The 19756-nt window shown below is 59.4% G+C and carries 17 protein-coding genes; 11 read left to right on the plus strand and 6 right to left on the minus strand.

From position 1 onward, the window contains the following. Positions 1-40 precede the first annotated feature (40 nt). From AB4P91_RS00350 to AB4P91_RS00370, 5 genes are all read left to right on the plus strand, one after another. Positions 41-697: an alpha/beta hydrolase gene (locus tag AB4P91_RS00350; protein ID WP_150594950.1), complete on the plus strand. Its 657-nt coding sequence runs from the start codon at positions 41-43 to the stop codon at positions 695-697. A gap of 96 nt (positions 698-793) precedes the next feature. Continuing rightward, positions 794-2272, plus strand: coding sequence for an ATP-dependent RNA helicase RhlB (gene rhlB / locus AB4P91_RS00355; protein ID WP_150597494.1), 1479 nt, complete (start codon positions 794-796; stop codon positions 2270-2272). 140 nt (positions 2273-2412) lie between these two features. After that, positions 2413-3357: an ornithine cyclodeaminase family protein gene (locus AB4P91_RS00360; RefSeq protein WP_150597493.1), complete on the plus strand. Its 945-nt coding sequence runs from the start codon at positions 2413-2415 to the stop codon at positions 3355-3357. Positions 3358-3504: 147 nt separating this feature from the next. Then, positions 3505-4632: an NAD(P)/FAD-dependent oxidoreductase gene (locus AB4P91_RS00365; RefSeq protein WP_395604080.1), complete on the plus strand. Its 1128-nt coding sequence runs from the start codon at positions 3505-3507 to the stop codon at positions 4630-4632. Positions 4633-4724: 92 nt separating this feature from the next. After that, positions 4725-5351: a transcriptional regulator gene (locus tag AB4P91_RS00370; protein WP_150597492.1), complete on the plus strand. Its 627-nt coding sequence runs from the start codon at positions 4725-4727 to the stop codon at positions 5349-5351. A 110-nt stretch (positions 5352-5461) separates the two neighbouring features. On the opposite strand, the gene AB4P91_RS00375 is transcribed toward AB4P91_RS00370, so the two are convergent. From AB4P91_RS00375 to AB4P91_RS00400, 6 genes are all read right to left on the minus strand, one after another. Beyond that, on the minus strand, positions 5462-6238 hold the full coding sequence (locus AB4P91_RS00375; protein WP_150597491.1) for an ABC transporter substrate-binding protein: 777 nt from the start codon (positions 6236-6238) through the stop codon (positions 5462-5464). Positions 6239-6522: 284 nt separating this feature from the next. After that, positions 6523-6975, minus strand: coding sequence for a molybdopterin synthase catalytic subunit MoaE (moaE, locus tag AB4P91_RS00380; RefSeq protein WP_150597490.1), 453 nt, complete (start codon positions 6973-6975; stop codon positions 6523-6525). 3 nt (positions 6976-6978) lie between these two features. Further along, positions 6979-7221 carry a MoaD/ThiS family protein gene (locus AB4P91_RS00385; protein WP_150594956.1) on the minus strand — a complete coding sequence of 81 codons (243 nt, stop codon included), beginning with the start codon at positions 7219-7221 and terminating at the stop codon, positions 6979-6981. Further along, positions 7218-7691, minus strand: coding sequence for a cyclic pyranopterin monophosphate synthase MoaC (moaC, locus tag AB4P91_RS00390; protein ID WP_150688563.1), 474 nt, complete (start codon positions 7689-7691; stop codon positions 7218-7220). Before moaC ends, AB4P91_RS00385 begins: the two co-directional genes overlap by 4 nt. A 175-nt stretch (positions 7692-7866) precedes the next feature. Next, positions 7867-9258: a PhoH family protein gene (locus AB4P91_RS00395; protein WP_042557759.1), complete on the minus strand. Its 1392-nt coding sequence runs from the start codon at positions 9256-9258 to the stop codon at positions 7867-7869. Between the two features lie 349 nt (positions 9259-9607). Then, positions 9608-10732 carry a polysaccharide deacetylase family protein gene (locus AB4P91_RS00400; protein WP_150688562.1) on the minus strand — a complete coding sequence of 375 codons (1125 nt, stop codon included), beginning with the start codon at positions 10730-10732 and terminating at the stop codon, positions 9608-9610. 326 nt (positions 10733-11058) lie between these two features. On the opposite strand from AB4P91_RS00400, the gene yaaA reads away from it, so the two are divergent. The 6 genes from yaaA to AB4P91_RS00430 all read left to right on the plus strand — a co-directional run bounded on the left by yaaA (position 11059) and on the right by AB4P91_RS00430 (position 19754). Beyond that, the gene (yaaA, locus tag AB4P91_RS00405; RefSeq protein WP_150617198.1) at positions 11059-11838 is read left to right on the plus strand and encodes a peroxide stress protein YaaA; all 780 of its coding nucleotides are present in this window, start codon (positions 11059-11061) and stop codon (positions 11836-11838) included. Positions 11839-12647: 809 nt separating this feature from the next. After that, a complete protein-coding gene (locus AB4P91_RS00410) occupies positions 12648-13964 on the plus strand; it encodes a nucleotide sugar dehydrogenase (RefSeq protein ID WP_150594961.1) in 1317 nt (438 codons plus the stop codon). Between the two features lie 98 nt (positions 13965-14062). Continuing rightward, positions 14063-15547 carry a mannuronan synthase gene (gene alg8 / locus AB4P91_RS00415; protein ID WP_395593400.1) on the plus strand — a complete coding sequence of 495 codons (1485 nt, stop codon included), beginning with the start codon at positions 14063-14065 and terminating at the stop codon, positions 15545-15547. Positions 15548-15582: 35 nt separating this feature from the next. Then, positions 15583-16752 carry an alginate biosynthesis protein Alg44 gene (locus AB4P91_RS00420; protein WP_150594963.1) on the plus strand — a complete coding sequence of 390 codons (1170 nt, stop codon included), beginning with the start codon at positions 15583-15585 and terminating at the stop codon, positions 16750-16752. A 9-nt stretch (positions 16753-16761) separates the two neighbouring features. After that, a complete protein-coding gene (gene algK, locus AB4P91_RS00425) occupies positions 16762-18270 on the plus strand; it encodes an alginate biosynthesis TPR repeat lipoprotein AlgK (protein ID WP_395604081.1) in 1509 nt (502 codons plus the stop codon). Then, positions 18267-19754: an alginate export family protein gene (locus tag AB4P91_RS00430; protein ID WP_150594965.1), complete on the plus strand. Its 1488-nt coding sequence runs from the start codon at positions 18267-18269 to the stop codon at positions 19752-19754. The genes algK and AB4P91_RS00430 overlap by 4 nt, the downstream gene beginning before the upstream one ends. Positions 19755-19756 lie beyond the last annotated feature (2 nt).

Genomic DNA, 19756 nt, shown 5'->3' on the forward strand with positions numbered 1-19756 from the left:
ACGCACTCAATGAGAGCGCCCGCACACATTTGGAGCAGCCATGACCGAGCCCTTGATTCTTCAGCCTGTTAAGCCCGCAGACGCCTGCGTGATCTGGCTGCACGGCCTCGGCGCCGACCGCTATGACTTTCTTCCGGTCGCCGAGGCGTTGCAGGAAAGCCTGCTTAGCACACGGTTCGTACTGCCTCAGGCGCCGACCCGTCCAGTGACGATAAATGGCGGTTATGCCATGCCGAGCTGGTACGACATCAAGGCCATGAGCCCGGCGCGGGCGATCGATCGCGATGAACTGGAAGCGTCGGCCGATCACGTCATTGAATTGATCGAAAACGAGCGCGCCAGCGGAATAGACGCCTCGCGGATTTTTCTCGCGGGTTTCTCCCAGGGTGGCGCCGTGGTCTATCACACCGCTTTTGTGAAATGGCAGGGACCGTTGGGTGGCGTGATGGCGTTGTCGACGTATGCGCCAACGTTCAGTGAGCAATTGCAGTTATCTGCCAGCCAGCAACGAATTCCGGTGCTGTCGTTGCACGGTCAGTTCGACAACGTGGTGCAAAACTCCATGGGCCGCACCGCTTATGAGTATCTGAAAGCCCATGGTGTCACCGTGACATGGCAGGAATACCCAATGGAGCACGAAGTGTTACCCGAGGAAATTCGCGACATCGGTACCTGGCTGAGCGAGCGCCTGCGCTGATTATCCGCACAACGACTGCCCTTTGATCATCACACTACGCCGCGCCCGGTTCTTGCATTACACTGGCCGGCGTACATTCCTTAACCAATTGATGAGATGACCGTGCTCGAAGCACTCAAGAAAATGTTCGGTAAAAGCGAGGCTGAGCAGCTCGCGCCAGTTACCCGTGCGCCGTCGCACGCCCCCGGTCATCGCAACGATGCCCCGCAGGCCGACCGCCCCGCTCCCGCAGCGGCACCGAAGCAAGAACCGCAAGCTGCACCGGCCGCGCCAATCGCCGCCGAGCCTGCCCGCAGCGAAGCGCCAAAACCGCTCAAGCCGCGTCGCGAACCCAAGCCCAAGGCTCCGGTCATCCCGTGGAAACTCGAAGACTTCGTCGTCGAACCTCAGGAAGGCAAAACCCGCTTTCACGATTTCAAGCTTTCTCCAGAACTGATGCACGCCATTCAGGATCTGGGCTTTCCTTATTGCACGCCGATCCAGGCACAGGTGCTGGGTTTCACCCTCGCCGGCAAAGACGCCATCGGCCGCGCCCAGACCGGTACCGGTAAAACCGCCGCGTTCCTGATCTCGATCATCACTCAGTTGTTGCAAACCCCGCCGCCGAAAGAACGCTACATGGGCGAACCCCGTGCGCTGATCATCGCGCCGACCCGTGAGCTGGTGGTGCAGATTGCAAAAGACGCCGCTGACCTGACCAAGTACACCGGCCTCAACGTGATGACGTTTGTCGGCGGCATGGATTTCGACAAGCAGCTCAAGCACCTTGAAGCGCGCCACTGCGACATCCTCGTTGCAACACCGGGCCGCCTGCTCGACTTCAACCAGCGCGGCGACGTGCATCTGGACATGGTCGAAGTGATGGTGCTGGACGAAGCCGACCGCATGCTCGACATGGGTTTCATCCCGCAGGTTCGGCAGATCATTCGCCAGACCCCGCCGAAAAGCGAACGTCAGACGCTGCTGTTCTCCGCGACTTTCACCGAAGACGTGATGAACCTCGCCAAGCAGTGGACCACCGACCCGTCGATCGTCGAGATCGAATCGCAGAACGTGGCCAACGAAAACGTCGAGCAGCACATCTTTGCCGTGGCCGCTGCCGACAAATACAAACTGCTCTTCAACCTGGTCAACGATAACGGCTGGGAGCGGGTGATCGTGTTTGCCAACCGCAAAGACGAGGTGCGCCGGATCGAAGAGCGCCTGGTGCGTGATGGCATCAACGCCGCGCAACTGTCTGGCGACGTGCCGCAGCACAAGCGCATCAAGACGCTCGAAGGCTTCCGTGAAGGCAAGATACGCGTACTGGTCGCCACCGATGTTGCCGGTCGCGGCATCCACATCGACGGCATCAGCCACGTCATCAACTTCACCCTGCCGGAAGTCCCGGACGATTACGTGCACCGCATCGGCCGTACCGGTCGTGCCGGCGCCGATGGCGTGTCGATCAGCTTCGCTGGCGAGGACGACTCCTACCAGTTGCCGTCCATCGAAGAGAAGCTTGGCCGCAAGATCAGCTGTGAGACACCTCCCACGCATCTGTTGCGTGCCGTTGAGCGCAAGCGTCCAGAGTAAGTGACACGATAGAAGAGAAGCGCAGCCGGCAACGGACTGCGCTTTTTTTGTGCCCGGCTTTTTTTCCGGAGGACCTTGCCCGACAAAACTAAAAGTCCATAATAGACAAATAAGTTTAGATTTCGCTTTCGGAGCCTGACATGTCCAGTACGCCCTTCGTGATCGACCAAACCCAGGCCCGTGAGCTGCTGGCCCGCATTGATGTGCCGCAGACATTGCGCAAACTGTTCCGCGATCTCGCCGCCGGTCACGCGGTACAACCGGCGCAGCAACTCGTGGAGTTCCCGCAGGGCGCTGGTGACTTCATCAATTACCTGGGTGTACTGGCCGAAGACGGTGTGTACGGCGTGAAGACCTCGCCGTACATCGTCCGCGAGCAAGGCCCGTTGGTGACCGCGTGGACCTTGTTGATGTCGATGCAGACCGGCCAACCCTTGCTGCTGTGCGATGCCGGCGAACTCACCACAGCGCGTACGGCTGCGACCACCGCGGTGGCCGTCGATGCCCTCGCCCCGCTGGATGCGCGGCGACTGGCGATTATCGGCAGCGGCAAAGTTGCACAGGCGCATCTGCATTACGTGAAGTCTTTGCGCGACTGGCAAAGCATCAGCGTCTATTCGCCGAGCCTGCAGGAGGATCCTGAAACCCGGGCGCTGCTCACAGCCGCTGCTCCCGGCCTGACGATTGCAACCCGTCGTGAAGCCGCCCTCGCCGACGCCGATGTGATCATGCTCTGCACTTCGTCAGCGGGGCCGGTGATTGACCCGGCGGCACTGAGCAAACCCGCGCTGATCACCTCGATCAGCACCAACGCCCCCCGCGCCCATGAAGTGCCGCCACAAAGCCTCAACGACATGCAGGTGTTCTGCGACTACCGTCTGACCACGCCGGGCTCGGCGGGCGAGATGCTGATTGCTGTTGAGCAACATGGCTGGAGCACGGACGCGATCATGGGTGATCTCGCCGATCTGCTCAGTGAAAAAGTGCAACGCCCGGATTATCACCGTCACGTGTTTTTCCGCTCGATCGGGCTAGGGCTGGAAGACATCGCCCTGGCGAATGCGATTTATCACCTGAAGCACTGACACCTCGATCCCTGTGGGAGTGGGCTTGCCCGCGATGCAGACGCCTCGGTTCCTCAGAAAAAACCGTAGTGATGCCATCGCGGGCAAGCCCGGCTCCCACAGGATTTGCGACAACTTCAACTTTGCAGTTCAACGTGGAGTTTCTTCATGAGCCAGGCAGATTTCATCATCATCGGCGGCGGGATTGCCGGCGCTTCCACCGGTTTCTGGCTGTCGCCCCACGCCAAAGTGATTGTGCTGGAGCGTGAGTCTCACCCGGCCTATCACTCCACCGGGCGGTCTGCCGCCCTGTTCACCGCGGCTTATGGCACACCGCAGGTACGCGCGCTGACTCAGGCCAGCCGTGAATTTTTCGACCAGCCGCCGGCCGGTTTCTGCGAGCACCCGCTGCTGACCCCGCGCGGCGAGATGACCGTGGACTTCACCGGTGACGCCGCCGAACTCAACAACCAGTACCTGAGCGCCAAAGCCACGGTGCCCGAAATGCAACGGCTCAGTGCTGATGAAGCCTGCGCGCGCCTGCCGATCCTGCGCCGGGAAAAAGTCCACGGGGCGATTTACGACCCGACAGCCTGTGACATTGATACCGACGCCCTGCATCAAGGCTTCCTGCGGGGGATCCGCCGCAACCACGGCGAGGTGCACACCGACTGCCAGGTGCTGGGGCTTGAGCGCGATGCCAACAACGTCTGGCAGGTGCAGACCAATGGTCAGACCTTCAGCGCGCCAGTGATCATCAACGCCGCGGGCGCCTGGGCCGACAAGATCGGCGCATTGGCCGGTGCACGATCGCTGGGCCTGCAACCGAAACGCCGCGCCGCCTTCATCTTCGCCGGGCCAGAAGGTGTCGACATTCATCAGTGGCCGATGCTGGTCAGCCTCGACGAATCCTTCTACATGAAACCTGACGCCGGCATGTTCTTAGGCTCGCCAGCCAACGCGGACCCGGTCGAACCCCACGACGTGCAGCCTGAAGAACTGGACATCGCCATGGGCATCTATCAGATCGAAGAAGCCACGACGCTGACCATCCGCCGCCCGACTCGCACATGGGCCGGCTTGCGCAGTTTCGTCGCCGACGGTGATTTGCTCAGCGGATTCGATGCGCAGGTGCCGGGCTTGTTCTGGGTCGCAGCCCAGGGCGGGTACGGCATCCAGACGTCACCGGCGATGGGCCAGGCCAGCGCCGCACTGGTGCGCGGTCTGCCGTTGCCCGAGCAACTGCGTCAGTTCGGACTGAGCAGCAACATGCTCGCCCCTGCCCGGCTCGGTTAATCCGCGCTGCGGATGACGCGCCCAACCGATTGCGGCAAACTCGCAGCGCCCCTGTTCATGTGGGCGCTGACGCTGCCTGGAGCCCCACTGTCATGACCGCCCCCGAACTCGACCCGGCACTGGATAACTTCCGGGCCATCGCCGACGCCATCGCCACGCTGTTCTTTCCCCACGCCGAAGTGGTGTTGCACGATTTGCGCACGCAAAAAGTCGATTACATCGCCAACAATCTGTCCAAACGCGAGATCGGTGACGAGTCGTCACTTGAAGACATGCTCAGTGAGGATGTCAGCGAGCGGAACATCGGCCCATACGAAAAACTCAACTGGGATGGTCAGAAGATCCGCAGCCTGAGCAGCGTATTGCGCGACAGCGAAGGCCTGCCGCTGGCGGTGCTGTGCATCAATCTGAATATTTCGCTGTTCGAGAATGCCAAGGCTGCGCTGGACCTGTTCCTGTCGCCGAGCAAGCTGATCCCGCAACCGGACTCACTGTTTCGCGATGACTGGCAGGAGCGCATCAACACGTTCCTGCACGCCTGGCTGCGCGAGCGCCAACTGAGCCTGAATCTGCTGACCCGCGATCACAAACGTGAACTGGTGCTGGCGCTGCATGCCGAGGGCGCGTTCAAGGGCAAGAGCGCCTCTAACTACGTGGCCAATGTGCTGAACATGGGCCGGGCGACGGTGTACAAACACCTGAAGGAACTGAAGGGCTAGAGGTTTGCAAAGACAGTAGCGGCCTCTTCGCGAGCAAGCTCGCTCCCACCGGGGATTTGTGAACGCTACAAATCCCCGGTGGGAGCGAGCTTGCTCGCGAAAGCGGACGATCAGTCGCCGTAGATATCAGACTTGAAATACTTCTCGGAAATCTTCTGATACTCGCCACTGGCGCGAATCCCGTCGATGGCGGTATTCAGCTCGCTGACCAACTCACTATTCCCCTTGCGCACCGCAATCCCCGCCCCTTCGCCGACATACTTCGGATCCTTCAGCTCCGGCCCGACAAACGCATAGCCCTTGCCGCGTGGCATCGACAGAAAATCGTTCAGCGGAATGGTGTCGGCAAAAATCGCATCAAGGCGACCGGCGGCCAGGTCCATGTAGATCTCTTCGTTGTTGCTGTAGCGCTTGACGTTGACGCCCTTGGGCTCGAACACCTCGGTGGCATAGCGGTCGGTGGTGGTCGCGCGTTGCACGCCGACGTTCTTGCCTTTGAGGCTGGCGTATTGGTCATCGACCGTGGCGCCGTCCTTCATCACCAGTCGCGAAGAAGTGAAGTAATACTTGTGGGTGAAATCCACCGACTTCTTGCGGTCTTCGTTGATGGTCATGGACGACAGCGCCATGTCGATTTTCTTCACTTTGAGCGAAGGAATCAGACCATCGAATTCACCCTCGACCCACACGCACTTGGCCTTCATCTGCGCGCACAGGGCATTGCCGATGTCGTAGTCGAAACCGACGATTTCGCCTTTGTCGGTTTTCGAGGCGAATGGAGGGTAAGCCGCTTCAATGCCAATGCGCAGGGTTTTCTCGGCGGCGAACACACTGCTGCACGCCAACAGGCTAAGGGCCAGACCGGTGATGAGGGGAAGTGTCTTCATGTTCGTTCTCTCGCGGGTTGTTGTTGGTTTGGCAAGATGAAGAAGAGCAGCTGGGAGCGGGGAGCTACAAGCGGCAAGATTGAAGCTTTTTTGTACTTGGAAATCCATATTGGACTTATAGGTACAAGTCGTCAATCAGGGAGGAGAGAGTGTTTGCGAGGTTTTTGGTGTTGCGGATGACCCCTTCGCGAGCAAGCTCGCTCCCACATTGGATTTGTGAACGGCGCAGATCCACTGTGGGAGCGAGCTTGCTCGCGAAGGCTTACTGAAGGGCGCTACAGGCATTACTTTTTCCAGCGATCCGCCGCCGCATGATCACTGTCGCGTCCTTCTACCCAGCGCGGGCCGTCACTGGTGTTTTCCTTCTTCCAGAACGGTGCGCGGGTTTTCAGGTAATCCATGACGAAAGCGCAGGCGTCGAACGCAGCCTGGCGATGGGCGCTGGCTGCGCCGACAAACACGATGGGCTCGCCCGGTTCCAGCGCGCCGATGCGGTGCAGCACTTCCAGTTTCAGCAACGGCCAGCGCTGCTCGGCCTCAATCGCGATCTTGCCGAGGGCTTTTTCGGTCATGCCCGGATAGTGTTCGAGAAACATCCCCGCCACATCCAGGCCATCGTTGAAGTCGCGCACGTAGCCGACAAAACTCACCACCGCGCCGACGCCGACATTGGCCGCGTGCATCGCGTTGACTTCAGCACCCGGATCGAACGCCGTGGCCTGCACACGAATTGCCATGGATCAGCCTCCGGTCACAGTGGGGAAAAACGCCACTTCGTCACCCTCGACCACCGGCTCGTCGAGCTGGCACAAGTCTTCGTTGCGTGCGCACATCAGGTTCTGCTCGCTCAATACCTCGGCGCCTTCACGCTGCGCCAACAGCGCGCGCACGTCATCGACGGTGGCGAAATCGCCGTCGACCGTTACCGAGTCAACGCCCAGCGCTTCACGGTAACGGGCAAAAAACCTAACGGTCAGCTTCATACTTGATCCGCCTGAAAGTGCCCGCTCTTGCCGCCGACCTTTTCCAGCAGACGCACGCTTTCGATGGTCATCCCGCGATCCACCGCTTTGCACATGTCATAGATAGTCAGTGCGGCGACGCTGGCAGCGGTCAGCGCTTCCATCTCGACGCCGGTCTGCCCGGACAATTTGCAGCGGGCGACGATGCGCACGGTGTCGTCGCCTTCAGCGCTGAGCTCGACTTTGACGCCAGTGAGCATCAGCGGATGGCACAGGGGAATCAGATCGCTGGTTTTCTTCGCCGCCTGAATGCCTGCAATGCGCGCGACAGCAAATACGTCGCCTTTGGGATGGCCGCCACTGACGATCATCTGCAACGTTTCGGGGAGCATGCGCACCAGCGCTTGAGCCGTCGCTTCACGGAACGTCACGGCTTTTTCAGTGACGTCGACCATATTGGCGCGACCTTGGGAATCGAGATGAGTCAGCACGGGGGCCTCCTTGAGGCAGCTACAAGCGGCAAGCTACAAGCGGCAAGTTAAAGCGCAGTAGGCAGGCGTCAGGAAAGCTCGCATTTAAACAGCCGAAAGCCGCAAGCTTCAAGCGGCAAGTGAATTTCACTCGGGCCACTTGTAGCTTGCGGCTTGAAGCTTGTAGCTGCTCCTCTTAGAGGTGAGACTCTGCGTATTCGGCCAGGATCGAGCGAGGCACCCCTTGCAGGGTGATGTGCACACCGTTGGGGAAATCCTTGAAGCGTTCGGTCAGGTAGGTCAGCCCGGAGCTGGTCGCGGACAGGTAAGGGGTGTCGATCTGTGCGAGGTTACCCAGGCACACCACTTTGGAACCGGCGCCGGCACGGGTGATGATGGTTTTCATCTGGTGCGGCGTAAGGTTCTGGCATTCGTCGATCAGGATCAGGCTCTGCTGGAAGCTGCGACCGCGAATGTAGTTGAGCGATTTGAACTGCAACGGCACTTTGCTGAGGATGTAATCGACGCTGCCATGGGTGTTTTCGTCATCCATGTGCAAGGCTTCGAGGTTGTCGGTAATGGCGCCCAGCCAAGGCTCCATTTTTTCCGCTTCGGTGCCAGGCAGGAAACCGATTTCCTGGTCCAGGCCCTGCACGCTGCGGGTGGCGATGATGCGCCGATAACGCTTGCTGACCATGGTCTGCTCAATTGCAGCGGCCAACGCCAGAATGGTTTTACCGGAACCGGCCGCGCCCGACAGGTTGACCAGATGGATGTCCGGATCGAGCAGCGCGTACAGCGCCAGGCTCTGGTAGATGTCACGCGGTTTCAGGCCCCAGGCTTCCTGGTGCAACAGGGGTTCCTGATGCAGATCGAGAATCAGCAAACGGTCTTCGTCAATCTCCTTGATCCAGCCAACAAAGCCCTGTTCATCGATGATGAACTCATTGATATGCACCGCCGGCAAGTTGTCGATCAGCTTCACTTCGTGCCATGTGCGACCGTGATCCTGACGGGTTTCAACCTTGCTCACCAGGTCCCAGAAAGAGCCGGTCATGTTGTGATAACCGTTGGGCAGCAGCGACACGTCATCGACCAGTTGGTCGGTGCTGTAGTCCTCGGCCGCGATCCCGCAGGCGCGCGCCTTGAGGCGCATGTTGATGTCTTTGGTCACCAGAACCACGGGTTTCTGTGGGTCACGGGTGTGCATATCGATGAGTTGGTTGATGATTTTGTTGTCGTTCAGATGCTCGGGCAGAATCAGGTTCGATTCGGCCTGCTTGCTCATCAGAATTGACAGCAAGCCCTTCGGACCGCCCTTGCCGCGCTGAATCGGCACGCCCAGTTCGACGTCCTCGGGGGAGGCATCGCCCAGGGTCTTGTCGATCAGCCGGATCGCCTGACGGCATTCGGCGGCAACGCTGTGATGCCCGCTCTTGAGCTTGTCCAGCTCTTCCAGCACGGTCATCGGGATGGCAACGTGGTGTTCTTCGAAATTAAGCAGGGCGTTTGGATCGTGAATCAATACGTTGGTATCGAGTACATAAAGGATTGGCTGGTTGGAAGGGCTACGTCCGTGATCATCCATACTCGGTCACCTTTGTCAGAGCCATTCGACGCAATACCTCTACAGTGCTGCGCCTCGAAGTGACTGCCGATTCATCTGCCGGGCTTTTATTGAAAGAGGCAGGTGACTTGCACACAAAGTGGGTCTTGGGAGACGCCACCTGTGTTGCAGGTTTCGGCGGTCTGTCTTCGTAATACTCCAAAACCCATGACAGGAAAAAGCACTTTGACGGTTTTTTGAAGTTTATTTTGCAGAGTGACGAAAAGCCCTTGGCGGACCGTCCAGACCCCGCTAAAGTCGGAAGTCCGCCTGCATCGAACTTCGCAAAAAAATCGCCCCAAGCCCAATGTTTCCGGGCTTTCTTCGTTTCTCAGCGAAACCCGTCCAGACAGTCTTCCCAACCGATTCCGCTTTGCGCGGTTTGCGTGATCAGCCACGGCATGGCGGTCTTCACCGCATCCTGTTTCATGTTGAAATTGATCACCCCGTGGCGCCACAGCAGCATCAAGGTCAGCACTCGCTGCGCACTCGGCGGACCTTTGAGTTTGCCTGCGCCGTCCGCGGCATCGATATCCCAAAGCGCCACTTGCAGGCCCTGCGTGTTAAAGAAGTCTTTTGCATCGCTGCGCCGCTGGCCATCCGGCGGACGGAACAGCGGTACATAATTTTCCGGCAGCTTGTTCTTCACCAGATCGGCACTGCGGCGCACCGAATCCTGCCAGTCCTGCCAATGGCTGTGGGAGCGGAACTCCCAACCCTGCACGCCGACGCATTGCTGCGAGAACGTCGCTTGCAGGCCGCTCACGGAACGGTCACCCAGGCGCGCCTGAACATCCTTGCCCAACATGAAGAACGTGCCGCTCATGTTGGCCTTGCGCAGGTACTCGGTGAGCCAGTCGGTGTTGTCCGGTTGTGCGTTGGCAGCGCTGTCGAAAGTCAGCAGAAACAGCCGGTCATGCATCTCGTCGCCGTTGCGCTCATAGTCGCCGAAACGATCGATTTCGCTGCTGGTCTGCGGGAACAACGCAGCCTTGCGCAGCAATTCGTCCAGGTACTGCAGATGGAAGATCCGGCTTGGCTCGGCCCACTTGGTGTAATAGCTGTCATCGCTGACGACGAATTTGGCGGCCTGCTCACGCAGCGTTGGCAAGTCTTCGACGAGGAAGCAGAACGAGGCGTCCTGATCGCAACTTTGCTGGGCGTAGTTGTAGTTGGCAAGCAAGCGCTGCCACAGGCGCTCGCGCAGGCTGTTGACGGCATCCAGATTGACCGTGCGCAGGCCCAGACGCTGAGCCAGCGCGGCCTCCGTCATCGATTCGGTGCCGAGCAAACCGCGGGCAAACATGAGGATTTCCGCCCGTGAAGCGACGTCGAACAGCGTCGGGCTGGTCAGTTGCTCAGGCCAGGTGCCGCGATCCAGCGTCGCCACATCACCCGGCGCCGCGACGGCGCCGGCGCTCAACAGCCAAGCGGTGAATAAAAGAACAATGCGCAATGGGATGTCTCCGTAACAAAACCCGGGCGGCACTATAGCTGATGTGCAGGATTCAAAGACGCTCCCCTCACCCCAGCCCTCTCCCGGGGGGAGAGGGAGCCGATCTTCGTTGATTGCAAAATTTGAGTTCGACTCGATAGCTCAGATCGGCGGATATCGAAAGAACAACCCGGTCGGTCCCCTCTCCCTCCGGGAGAGGGTTAGGGTGAGGGAAAATTCACCAGCCGTCGCAAATGCCCAAGCGTACCCATACCTATAACCCCCATAGCTGGAGTCAACCGCCCCAACCCCCTAGAATCGCCCCCACGATTAAAGGAGACGACTTCATGCTGATGGTGATTTCCCCCGCCAAGACCCTCGATTACGAAACGCCGCCGGCGACCCAGCGCTTCACCCAGCCGCAATATCTGGACCATTCCCAGGAACTGATCCAGCAGTTGCGCGAGCTATCGCCGGCGCAGATCAGCGAGCTGATGCACGTCTCCGACAAGATCGGCGGGCTCAATGCCGCGCGTTTCGGCAGCTGGACGCCAGCGTTCACCCCGGAAAACGCCAAGCAGGCGCTGCTCGCATTCAAGGGTGACGTCTACACCGGCCTCGACGCGCAGTCATTCAGCGAAGCGAATTTCGATTACGCGCAAAAACACCTGCGCATGCTCTCCGGCCTGTATGGCCTGCTGCGCCCACTGGACTTGATGCAACCGTATCGTCTGGAGATGGGCACCAAACTGGCCAACGCGCGCGGCAAGGATCTGTACGCGTTCTGGGGCACGCGCATCAGTGAATGGCTGAATGAAGCATTGGCCGAGCAAGGCGATGACTTGCTGCTCAACCTGGCGTCCAACGAGTACTTCTCGGCTGTCAAACGCACCGCGTTGAATGCGCGAATCATCAATGCGGATTTCAAGGATCTGAAAAACGGCCAGTACAAAATCATCAGCTTCTACGCAAAAAAGGCCCGTGGCCTGATGAGCCGTTTCGTGATCCAGGAAGGCATCAACGATCCCGCCCACCTCAAGCAGTTCGATGTTCAGGGCTATCGCTACAGTGCTGAACAGTCGAAACCGGACAATCTGGTGTTTTTGCGCGATCACGCCCCCGAATAAAGCATGCCTGTTGCACGACTCTTTCCGCCAAGAGTCGTGCAGCTCGCACGATGTCGAAAAACCCTCCCCACCTATCGCCATTTTTATGGCGCCATAAAATCAACACCCTCTTTTCTAATATTAGTTTCACTCGACACTGATCATTTTTTTCAGTAGTGGCACCTAATTTTTTTCACGGTAGTGGCACAAAACTATCTAACGTGATTATTCGCCTGTTATTAAAGGTCGAAAACGAAAGTGCCATCAAAATGAGATTGGTGCCATCTAGGACAATATTTCAAGAAATTTCAGGTTTCGCGATGAGTGGGCAGGAACTTCGTCCAAATGCATAGCTCATACCACCGGTAACGATTCTCGCCGAGTTTGTACGAGATAACTTACGCAGGGCAGATAGTCATGTAACCAAGTTGTCACAGCAACTTGCCTAGATGACTAACTAGTCTGAAAACAAACCGAAGTTCAGGAGATACGCACCATTAATATCCCCTGCAAGGCCGTGGCCACGCCCCTATAAACGTGCTCGCCTGAGTACACAACCGCTTGATTTGTATGACTATTCGCCAGACATCAAGCGCGCAAACCGATTGCACCAAGGTCTCCAACAATGGAGATCGGCTGCATAACAGGGCAGGTCATAACAACAAGGCCTAGTTGCGCACATCTTGAGTGCACTTATTTAGACACTCGAAAATTAGTATGCCTGCACACGGCATTGTGACGCCTGCGCGCCGCACTTTCGAGTGCACTTTTAACGCTGAACACCATTAACTCCGGCCTTCTTTGGCCTGATATATACAGAGGTAATTGCGATGCGCATCAGCATATTTGGTTTGGGTTACGTTGGCGCAGTTTGTGCCGGTTGCCTGTCTGCACGGGGCCATGACGTCGTGGGCGTCGATGTTGCCAAAGACAAGATCGACATGATCAACGCTGGCAAATCTCCGATTGTTGAACCCGGTCTGGGCGAGCTGTTGCAGCAAGGTATTCAGAACGGTCGTCTGCGCGGTACGACTAACTTCGCCGAAGCGATTCGTGACACCGATCTGTCGATGATCTGCGTCGGTACGCCGAGCAAGAAGAACGGCGACCTGGAACTCAACTACATCGAGGCCGTGTGCCGCGAGATCGGTTTTGTCCTGCGTGACAAGACCACCCGCCACACCATCGTGGTGCGCAGCACCGTACTGCCGGGCACTGTCGCAAACGTTGTCATCCCGATCCTCGAAGATTGCTCCGGGAAAAAGGCTGGCGTCGATTTCGGCGTTGCGGTCAACCCTGAGTTCCTGCGTGAATCCACCGCGATTGCCGACTACGACCTGCCACCGATGACCGTCATCGGCGAGTTCGACAAGGCCTCGGGCGACGTTCTGCAATCGCTGTACGAAGAACTCGACGCACCGATCATCCGCAAGGACATCGCCGTTGCCGAGATGATCAAGTACACCTGCAACGTCTGGCACGCCACCAAGGTGACCTTCGCCAACGAGATCGGCAACATCGCCAAAGCCGTCGGCGTCGATGGCCGTGAAGTGATGGACGTGGTCTGCCAGGACAAGACCCTCAACCTGTCCCAGTACTACATGCGCCCAGGCTTTGCTTTCGGCGGTTCTTGCCTGCCCAAAGACGTTCGCGCCCTGACCTACCGCGCCGGCTCGCTGGACGTCGAAGCGCCGCTGCTCAACTCGCTGATGCGCAGCAACGAATCGCAAGTGCAAAACGCCTTCGACATCGTTGAAAGCCACGACAAACGCAAAGTCGCCCTGCTCGGCTTGAGCTTCAAGGCCGGCACCGACGACCTGCGCGAAAGCCCGCTGGTGGAACTGGCCGAAATGCTGATCGGCAAGGGTTACGACCTGAGCATCTACGACAGCAACGTCGAGTACGCCCGTGTTCACGGCGCGAACAAGGACTACATCGAGTCGAAGATCCCGCACGTGTCGTCCCTGCTCAACGCAGACTTCGATTCGGTGATCGACAACTCCGACGTGATCATCCTCGGCAACCGCGACGAGAAATTCCGTGCGCTGGCTCAGCAAGCGCCGGACGGCAAACAGGTTATCGACCTGGTCGGCTTCATGGCCAAAGCCACTGACGCCGGCACCCGTACCGAAGGTATCTGCTGGTAAAGCAGCCCTAAGCGACAAGCCTCGAGCTGCAAGCCAAAGCGTTTTGCTTGCAGCTCGCAGCTTGCGGCTTGAAGCCTTCTCACCTTCGGATGACGGTTATGTCGAACAAGCTCAAACATTTTTTTCTGCAATCCGCCGGCTGGCTTTTTTATCTCAGTCTGCTGATGGGCCTGGCCTTGATGCTGCCCACGTCCACGTTCGACTCCGAGTCGAAGGACTTCATTTTCCTGATTGGCGCCGTGGGTATCTGGCGCTACTCGATGGGTGCAACGCACTTTGTGCGCGGCATGATTTTTCTCTACATCGTCTACCCGCACCTGCGCCGTAAAGTGCGCAAGCTGGGCAAGGCGGCAGATCCGTCGCACGTGTACCTGATGGTCACCAGTTTCCGTATCGACGCGCTGACCACAGCGCAGGTCTACAGCTCGGTGATCCGCGAAGCGATCGACTGCGGACTGCCGACCACGATGGTCTGCTCCATCGTCGAAATGTCCGATGAGCTGCTGGTCAAAGCGCTGTGGGCGCGCATGAATCCGCCGGATCGAGTGAAACTCGACTTCGTGCGCATTCCCGGTACCGGCAAACGCGATGGCCTGGCCTACGGTTTCCGCGCGATCTCCCGGCACCTGCCGGACGACCGCGCCGTCGTCGCCGTCATCGATGGCGACACCGTGCTCGCCGAGGGCGTGGTACGCAAAACCGTGCCGTGGTTCCAGATGTTCGGCAACGTCGGCGGCCTGACTACCAACGAATTCTGCGAGGTGCGCGGCGGCTACATCATGAGCGAATGGCACAAGCTGCGCTTCGCCCAACGCCACATCAACATGTGCTCGATGGCCCTGTCCAAACGCGTCCTGACCATGACCGGCCGGATGTCGGTATTCCGCGCCTCCGTGGTGACCAATCCGGATTTCATCGCTGACGTGGAAAGCGACTCGCTGCAGCACTGGCGCCTGGGCCGTTTCAAGTTTTTGACCGGCGACGACAAGTCGAGCTGGTTCAGCCTGATGCGCCTTGGCTACGACACATTCTATGTGCCGGACGCGGCGATCCACACCGTGGAACACCCGCCGGAAAAGAGCTTCATCAAGGCCAGCCGCAAACTGATGTTCCGCTGGTACGGCAACAACCTGCGCCAGAACTCGCGAGCGCTGGGCCTGGGCATGAAACGCCTCGGCGCCTTCACCTCGTTGGTACTGTTCGACCAGCGCGTGTCGATGTGGACATCGCTGCTCGGCCTGACCGTGGCAATCATCGCCAGCTTCAAGTACGGCACCGCGTTCATCCTGGTGTACCTGCTGTGGATCGGCATCACCCGCCTGATTCTGACGCTGCTGTTGTCCTGCTCCGGTCACCGGATCGGCCCGGCCTACCCGGCGATTCTCTATTACAACCAGATCGTCGGTGCGTTGGTGAAGATCTACGTGTTCTTCCGCCTCGACCAACAATCCTGGACTCGCCAGCCCACTTCCCTGACCCGTGATCTCGCCAGCTTTCAACGTTGGTTCAACACTTGGTCGTCTCGGACCATGACCTTCTCCGCCGGCAGCATTTTTGTCGCCGTGCTGCTGATGATGGTCTGACCCGCCCCTATTGAATTAACAAGGAAATCGCCCCTATGAATACCGCCGTCAACGCCAACGTAGTGCATGAATCCGAAGCCCAGCGCCAGCACGCCCGAGTGAAAATCCCGGCCAAACTGCGTTTCTTCGGCCCTGACCGGACGCCGCTGGAAACCCGCGTGCTGGATCTGTCCGCCGGCGGCCTGGCGTTCAACGCCGGGCAGATGCCGCTGACCATCGGCCAGGTGCACAAGGCTCGCCTGCAGTTTGTGATCGACAACCTCGGTCTGGCCATGGACGTCGAGCTGCAGGTGCGCTCCTTCGACCGCCAGACCGGCCGCGTCGGTTGCCAGTTCCAGAACCTAGAGCCGCAGGATATTTCCACCCTGCGCCACCTGATCACTTCGCACCTGGCCGGCGACATCGTGAGCATGGGTGAAGTACTGGCGACCCTGCAGCGCGACAACTTCACCAAGGCACGCAAGGTCAAGGACGGCGGCCACGGCATGACCCCGTTCGGGCGTCTGAAAGCCGTGACGTTCAGCGCCGGGATCTTCGCGGTCGGTCTGATCGCGGCGGGGTTCATTGCCAAATCGGTGTACGGCATGTACTTCGTCAGCCATGCGCAGGCCGGTCTGGTCAGCGTACCGGGCATGAACATCACCATGCCGCGTGACGGCACCGTGCAGAGCCTGATCAAGTCCGACGGCGTTGCGGCCAAAGGCGCGCCACTGGCGACCTTCAGCACCAGCATGCTCGACGTGCTCAAGGGCCACATGCAGGAAGATCAACTGTCGCCCGCCAAGGTTGAAGAACTGTTCGGCAAGCAAATGACCGGCACCCTCACCTCGCCGTGCGATTGCACCGTGGCCCAGCAACTGGTGGCTGACGGTCAATACGCGAGCAAGGGCGATGTGATCTTCCAACTGGTGCCGCGCAACACCGAGGCCAATGTGGAAGCACGCTTCTCCTATCGCCAGTTCGGCGACGTGCGTCCGGGCACCCCGGTGAGCTTCCAGATCGCCGGCGAAGACAAGATCCGCACCGGCAAGATCGTCAGCAGCACCAGCCTGAAAAGCGCCGACCTGTCCTCAGACATCCGCGTACAGATCAAGCCTGACGAGTCCCTCGACAGCAGCCTCGCCGGCCGTCCGGTGGAAGTGAACAGCGACCGTGGCCCGAACCTGAACTGGCTGATCGACAAAGCCATGGCTGCCGGTCTTTAAGTCGAGGACATGCCTGTGACTATCACCCGTCTTTTCAGAACGCCACGATCCCTGTGGGAGCTGGCTTGCCAGCGATCGGATCAATGTGGTCTGACTGAAACACCGAGTCGCCTGAATCGCTGGCAAGCCAGCTCCCACACAGGATCGGTGTGTGCATTGGCACTGGCAGTCAGCCTCGCCGGTTGCGCCGGCCTGCCCGATCAGCGCCTGGCCAACGAAGCGCTCAAGCGTGGCGACACCGCCACCGCTGCGCAGAATTATCAGCAACTGGCCGATCTGGGCTACAGCGAAGCGCAAGTGGGCCTCGCTGATATCCAGGTCGACAGCCGCGACCCTGCGCAAATGAAACAGGCCGAAGCGACCTATCGCGCAGCGGCCAGCGTTTCGCCGCGTGCCCAGGCCCGTCTGGGTCGCTTGCTGGTGGCCAAGCCCGGTTCGACCGAGGCCGAGCACCACGAAGCCGAAACCCTGCTGAAAAAAGCCGCCGCCAATGGCGAAGGCAACACGTTGATCCCGCTGGCGATGCTCTACCTGCAATACCCGCACAGCTTCCCGAACATCAACGCTCAGCAGCAGATCGATCAGTGGCGCACATCCGGCTACCCGGAAGCAGGTCTGGCGCAGGTGCTGCTGTATCGCACCCAAGGCACTTACGACCAGCATCTGGATGACGTGGAAAAAATCTGCAAAGCCACGCTCAACACCACTGACATCTGCTACGTCGAACTGGCCACGGTCTATCAGAAACGTGCCCAGCCAGAGCAACAGGCCGAGCTGATCAAGCAGATGCAGGCCGGTTACAGCCGCGGCACTGTCACCGCTCAGCGTGTCGATTCGGTCGCCCGTGTGCTGGCCGACTCGACCCTGGGCAAGACTGACGAAAAAACCGCGCAGTCGCTGCTTGAGCCAATTGCTCCGGGCTACCCGGCGTCGTGGGTCACCCTCGCGCAATTGCTCTACGACTTCCCGGAACTGGGCGACGTCGATCAGATGATGAAGTACCTGGACAACGGCCGCGCCGCCGACCAGCCGCGCGCCGAGCTGTTGCTGGGCAAGCTCTACTACGAAGGCAAAGTGGTCCCGGCCGATGCGAAAGTCGCCGAAGAACATTTCCAGAAAGCCGTCGGCCGTGAAGTGGCCGCCGACTATTACCTCGGCCAGATCTATCGCCGTGGTTACCTGGGCAAGGTCTACCCGCAGAAGGCCCTCGACCATCTGCTGACCGCTGCGCGCAACGGCCAGAACAGCGCCGACTTCGCCATTGCCCAACTGTTTTCCCAAGGCAAGGGCACCAAGCCTGATCCGCTCAACGCTTATGTGTTCAGCCAATTGGCCAAAGATCAAAACACCCCGCAGGCCGATGAGCTGGCGACCACGGTCGCAGCCCAATTGCCGCCCGAGCGTATGGCCGAAGCCCAGCGCCTGCTGCAACAGGAGAGGGCCAGCCGTGGCGCCCTGAACCCGAACACGCTGCAACTGCACGCCCTGCAAGAAGAAGACGGCGAGGAAAAACTATGAAGCTCAATCCATTCGTGAAGGCCGGTATTGGCCTCACCTTCGCGCTGATCTGGTCTTGCCCGACACTGGCCGCGATGACTGAAAGCAAGAACTTCGGCCTGGAAGTGAAAGTCACCGGCCAGTCCGAAGACGACCGTGACCTCGGCACCGCCAGTGGCGGCGACGTCAACGGCGTCGGCCTCGACCTGCGTCCGTGGGTCTACGGCGAAAGCGGCGCGTGGAGCGCCTACGCGATGGGCCAAGCGGTGACCTCGACTGACATCATCGAGACCGACACCCTGCAGCAGTCCGACAGCGACGGCACCCAGACCACCGACAACGGTGATCGCAAGACCAAGAAAAACTACCTGGCGATGCGCGAATTCTGGGTCGGCTACAGCGGCCTGACGCCTTACCCGGGCGAGATGCTCAAGCTCGGTCGCCAGCGCCTGCGCAATGACGACGGCCAATGGCGCGACACCAACATCGAAGCGCTGAACTGGACCTTCGACACCACCCTGTTGCGTGCCAACGCCGGTGTTGCCGAACGCTTCAGCGAGTACCGCACTGACCTCAAAGAGCTGGCGCCGAAAGACAAGGATCGCCTCCACGCCTACGCCGATGCCGCTTACCAGTGGACACCGGGTAACTGGGTCGGGATTCGCGGTCACCATACTCACGATGACGGCAAACTCGACTATCCGGAACCTGGCGTTGCCGGCGATTCGCTGGACAAGAAAGAGAATGGCGACATCAGCTGGATCGGCCTCACCGCCGACAGCGACGCCTACAACTGGCGCAACACCAACACCGTCAACTACTGGGGCAGCATCACCGGCATGAGCGGCGACCGCGACACGGTCAACGCACTGAATGCCGATGGCAGCCGTCCGACGCAGGCCAAACGCAGCGATGACGTCAACGGCTGGGCCACTGACATCGGCGTGCGTCTGCGCCTCGATCCGCAGTGGCAAGTCGGTGCCGCCTATGCCCGCGCCAGCGCCGATTACGAACAGACCGGTCTGGAAAGCAACCGCTCGAACTACACCGGTACACGTTCACGCGTTCACCGTTTCGGCGAAGCGTTCCGTGGCGAAATGAACAACATGCAGACCGCTACGTTGTTCGGTTCGTGGATGCTCAATGACGAGTACGACGCCAGCCTGATCTACCACAAATTCTGGCGCGTCGACGGCAACAAGCCAGTCGGCAGCAACGGTATCAACGCCGTCGAGAACAACACCGACGACGTCACCGGCGCCATCTTGTCCAGCACCTCTTTGCCGCTTGAAGACGGCAACAAGGACATGGGGCAGGAGATGGATCTGGTCGTCACCAAGTACTTCAAGCAAGGCCTGTTGCCGGCGGCGTTGAGCCAGTCGATCGATGAGCCTTCGGCCCTGGTGCGTTTCCGTGGCGGCGTGTTCAAGCCGGGCGATGCCTATGGCAAGCAGGTTGATTCGTACATGCACCGTGCGTTCATCGACGTGATCTGGCGCTTCTGATG

Source organism: Pseudomonas sp. B21128 (assembly GCF_044218865.1).
Lineage (GTDB): Bacteria > Pseudomonadota > Gammaproteobacteria > Pseudomonadales > Pseudomonadaceae > Aquipseudomonas > Aquipseudomonas iridis.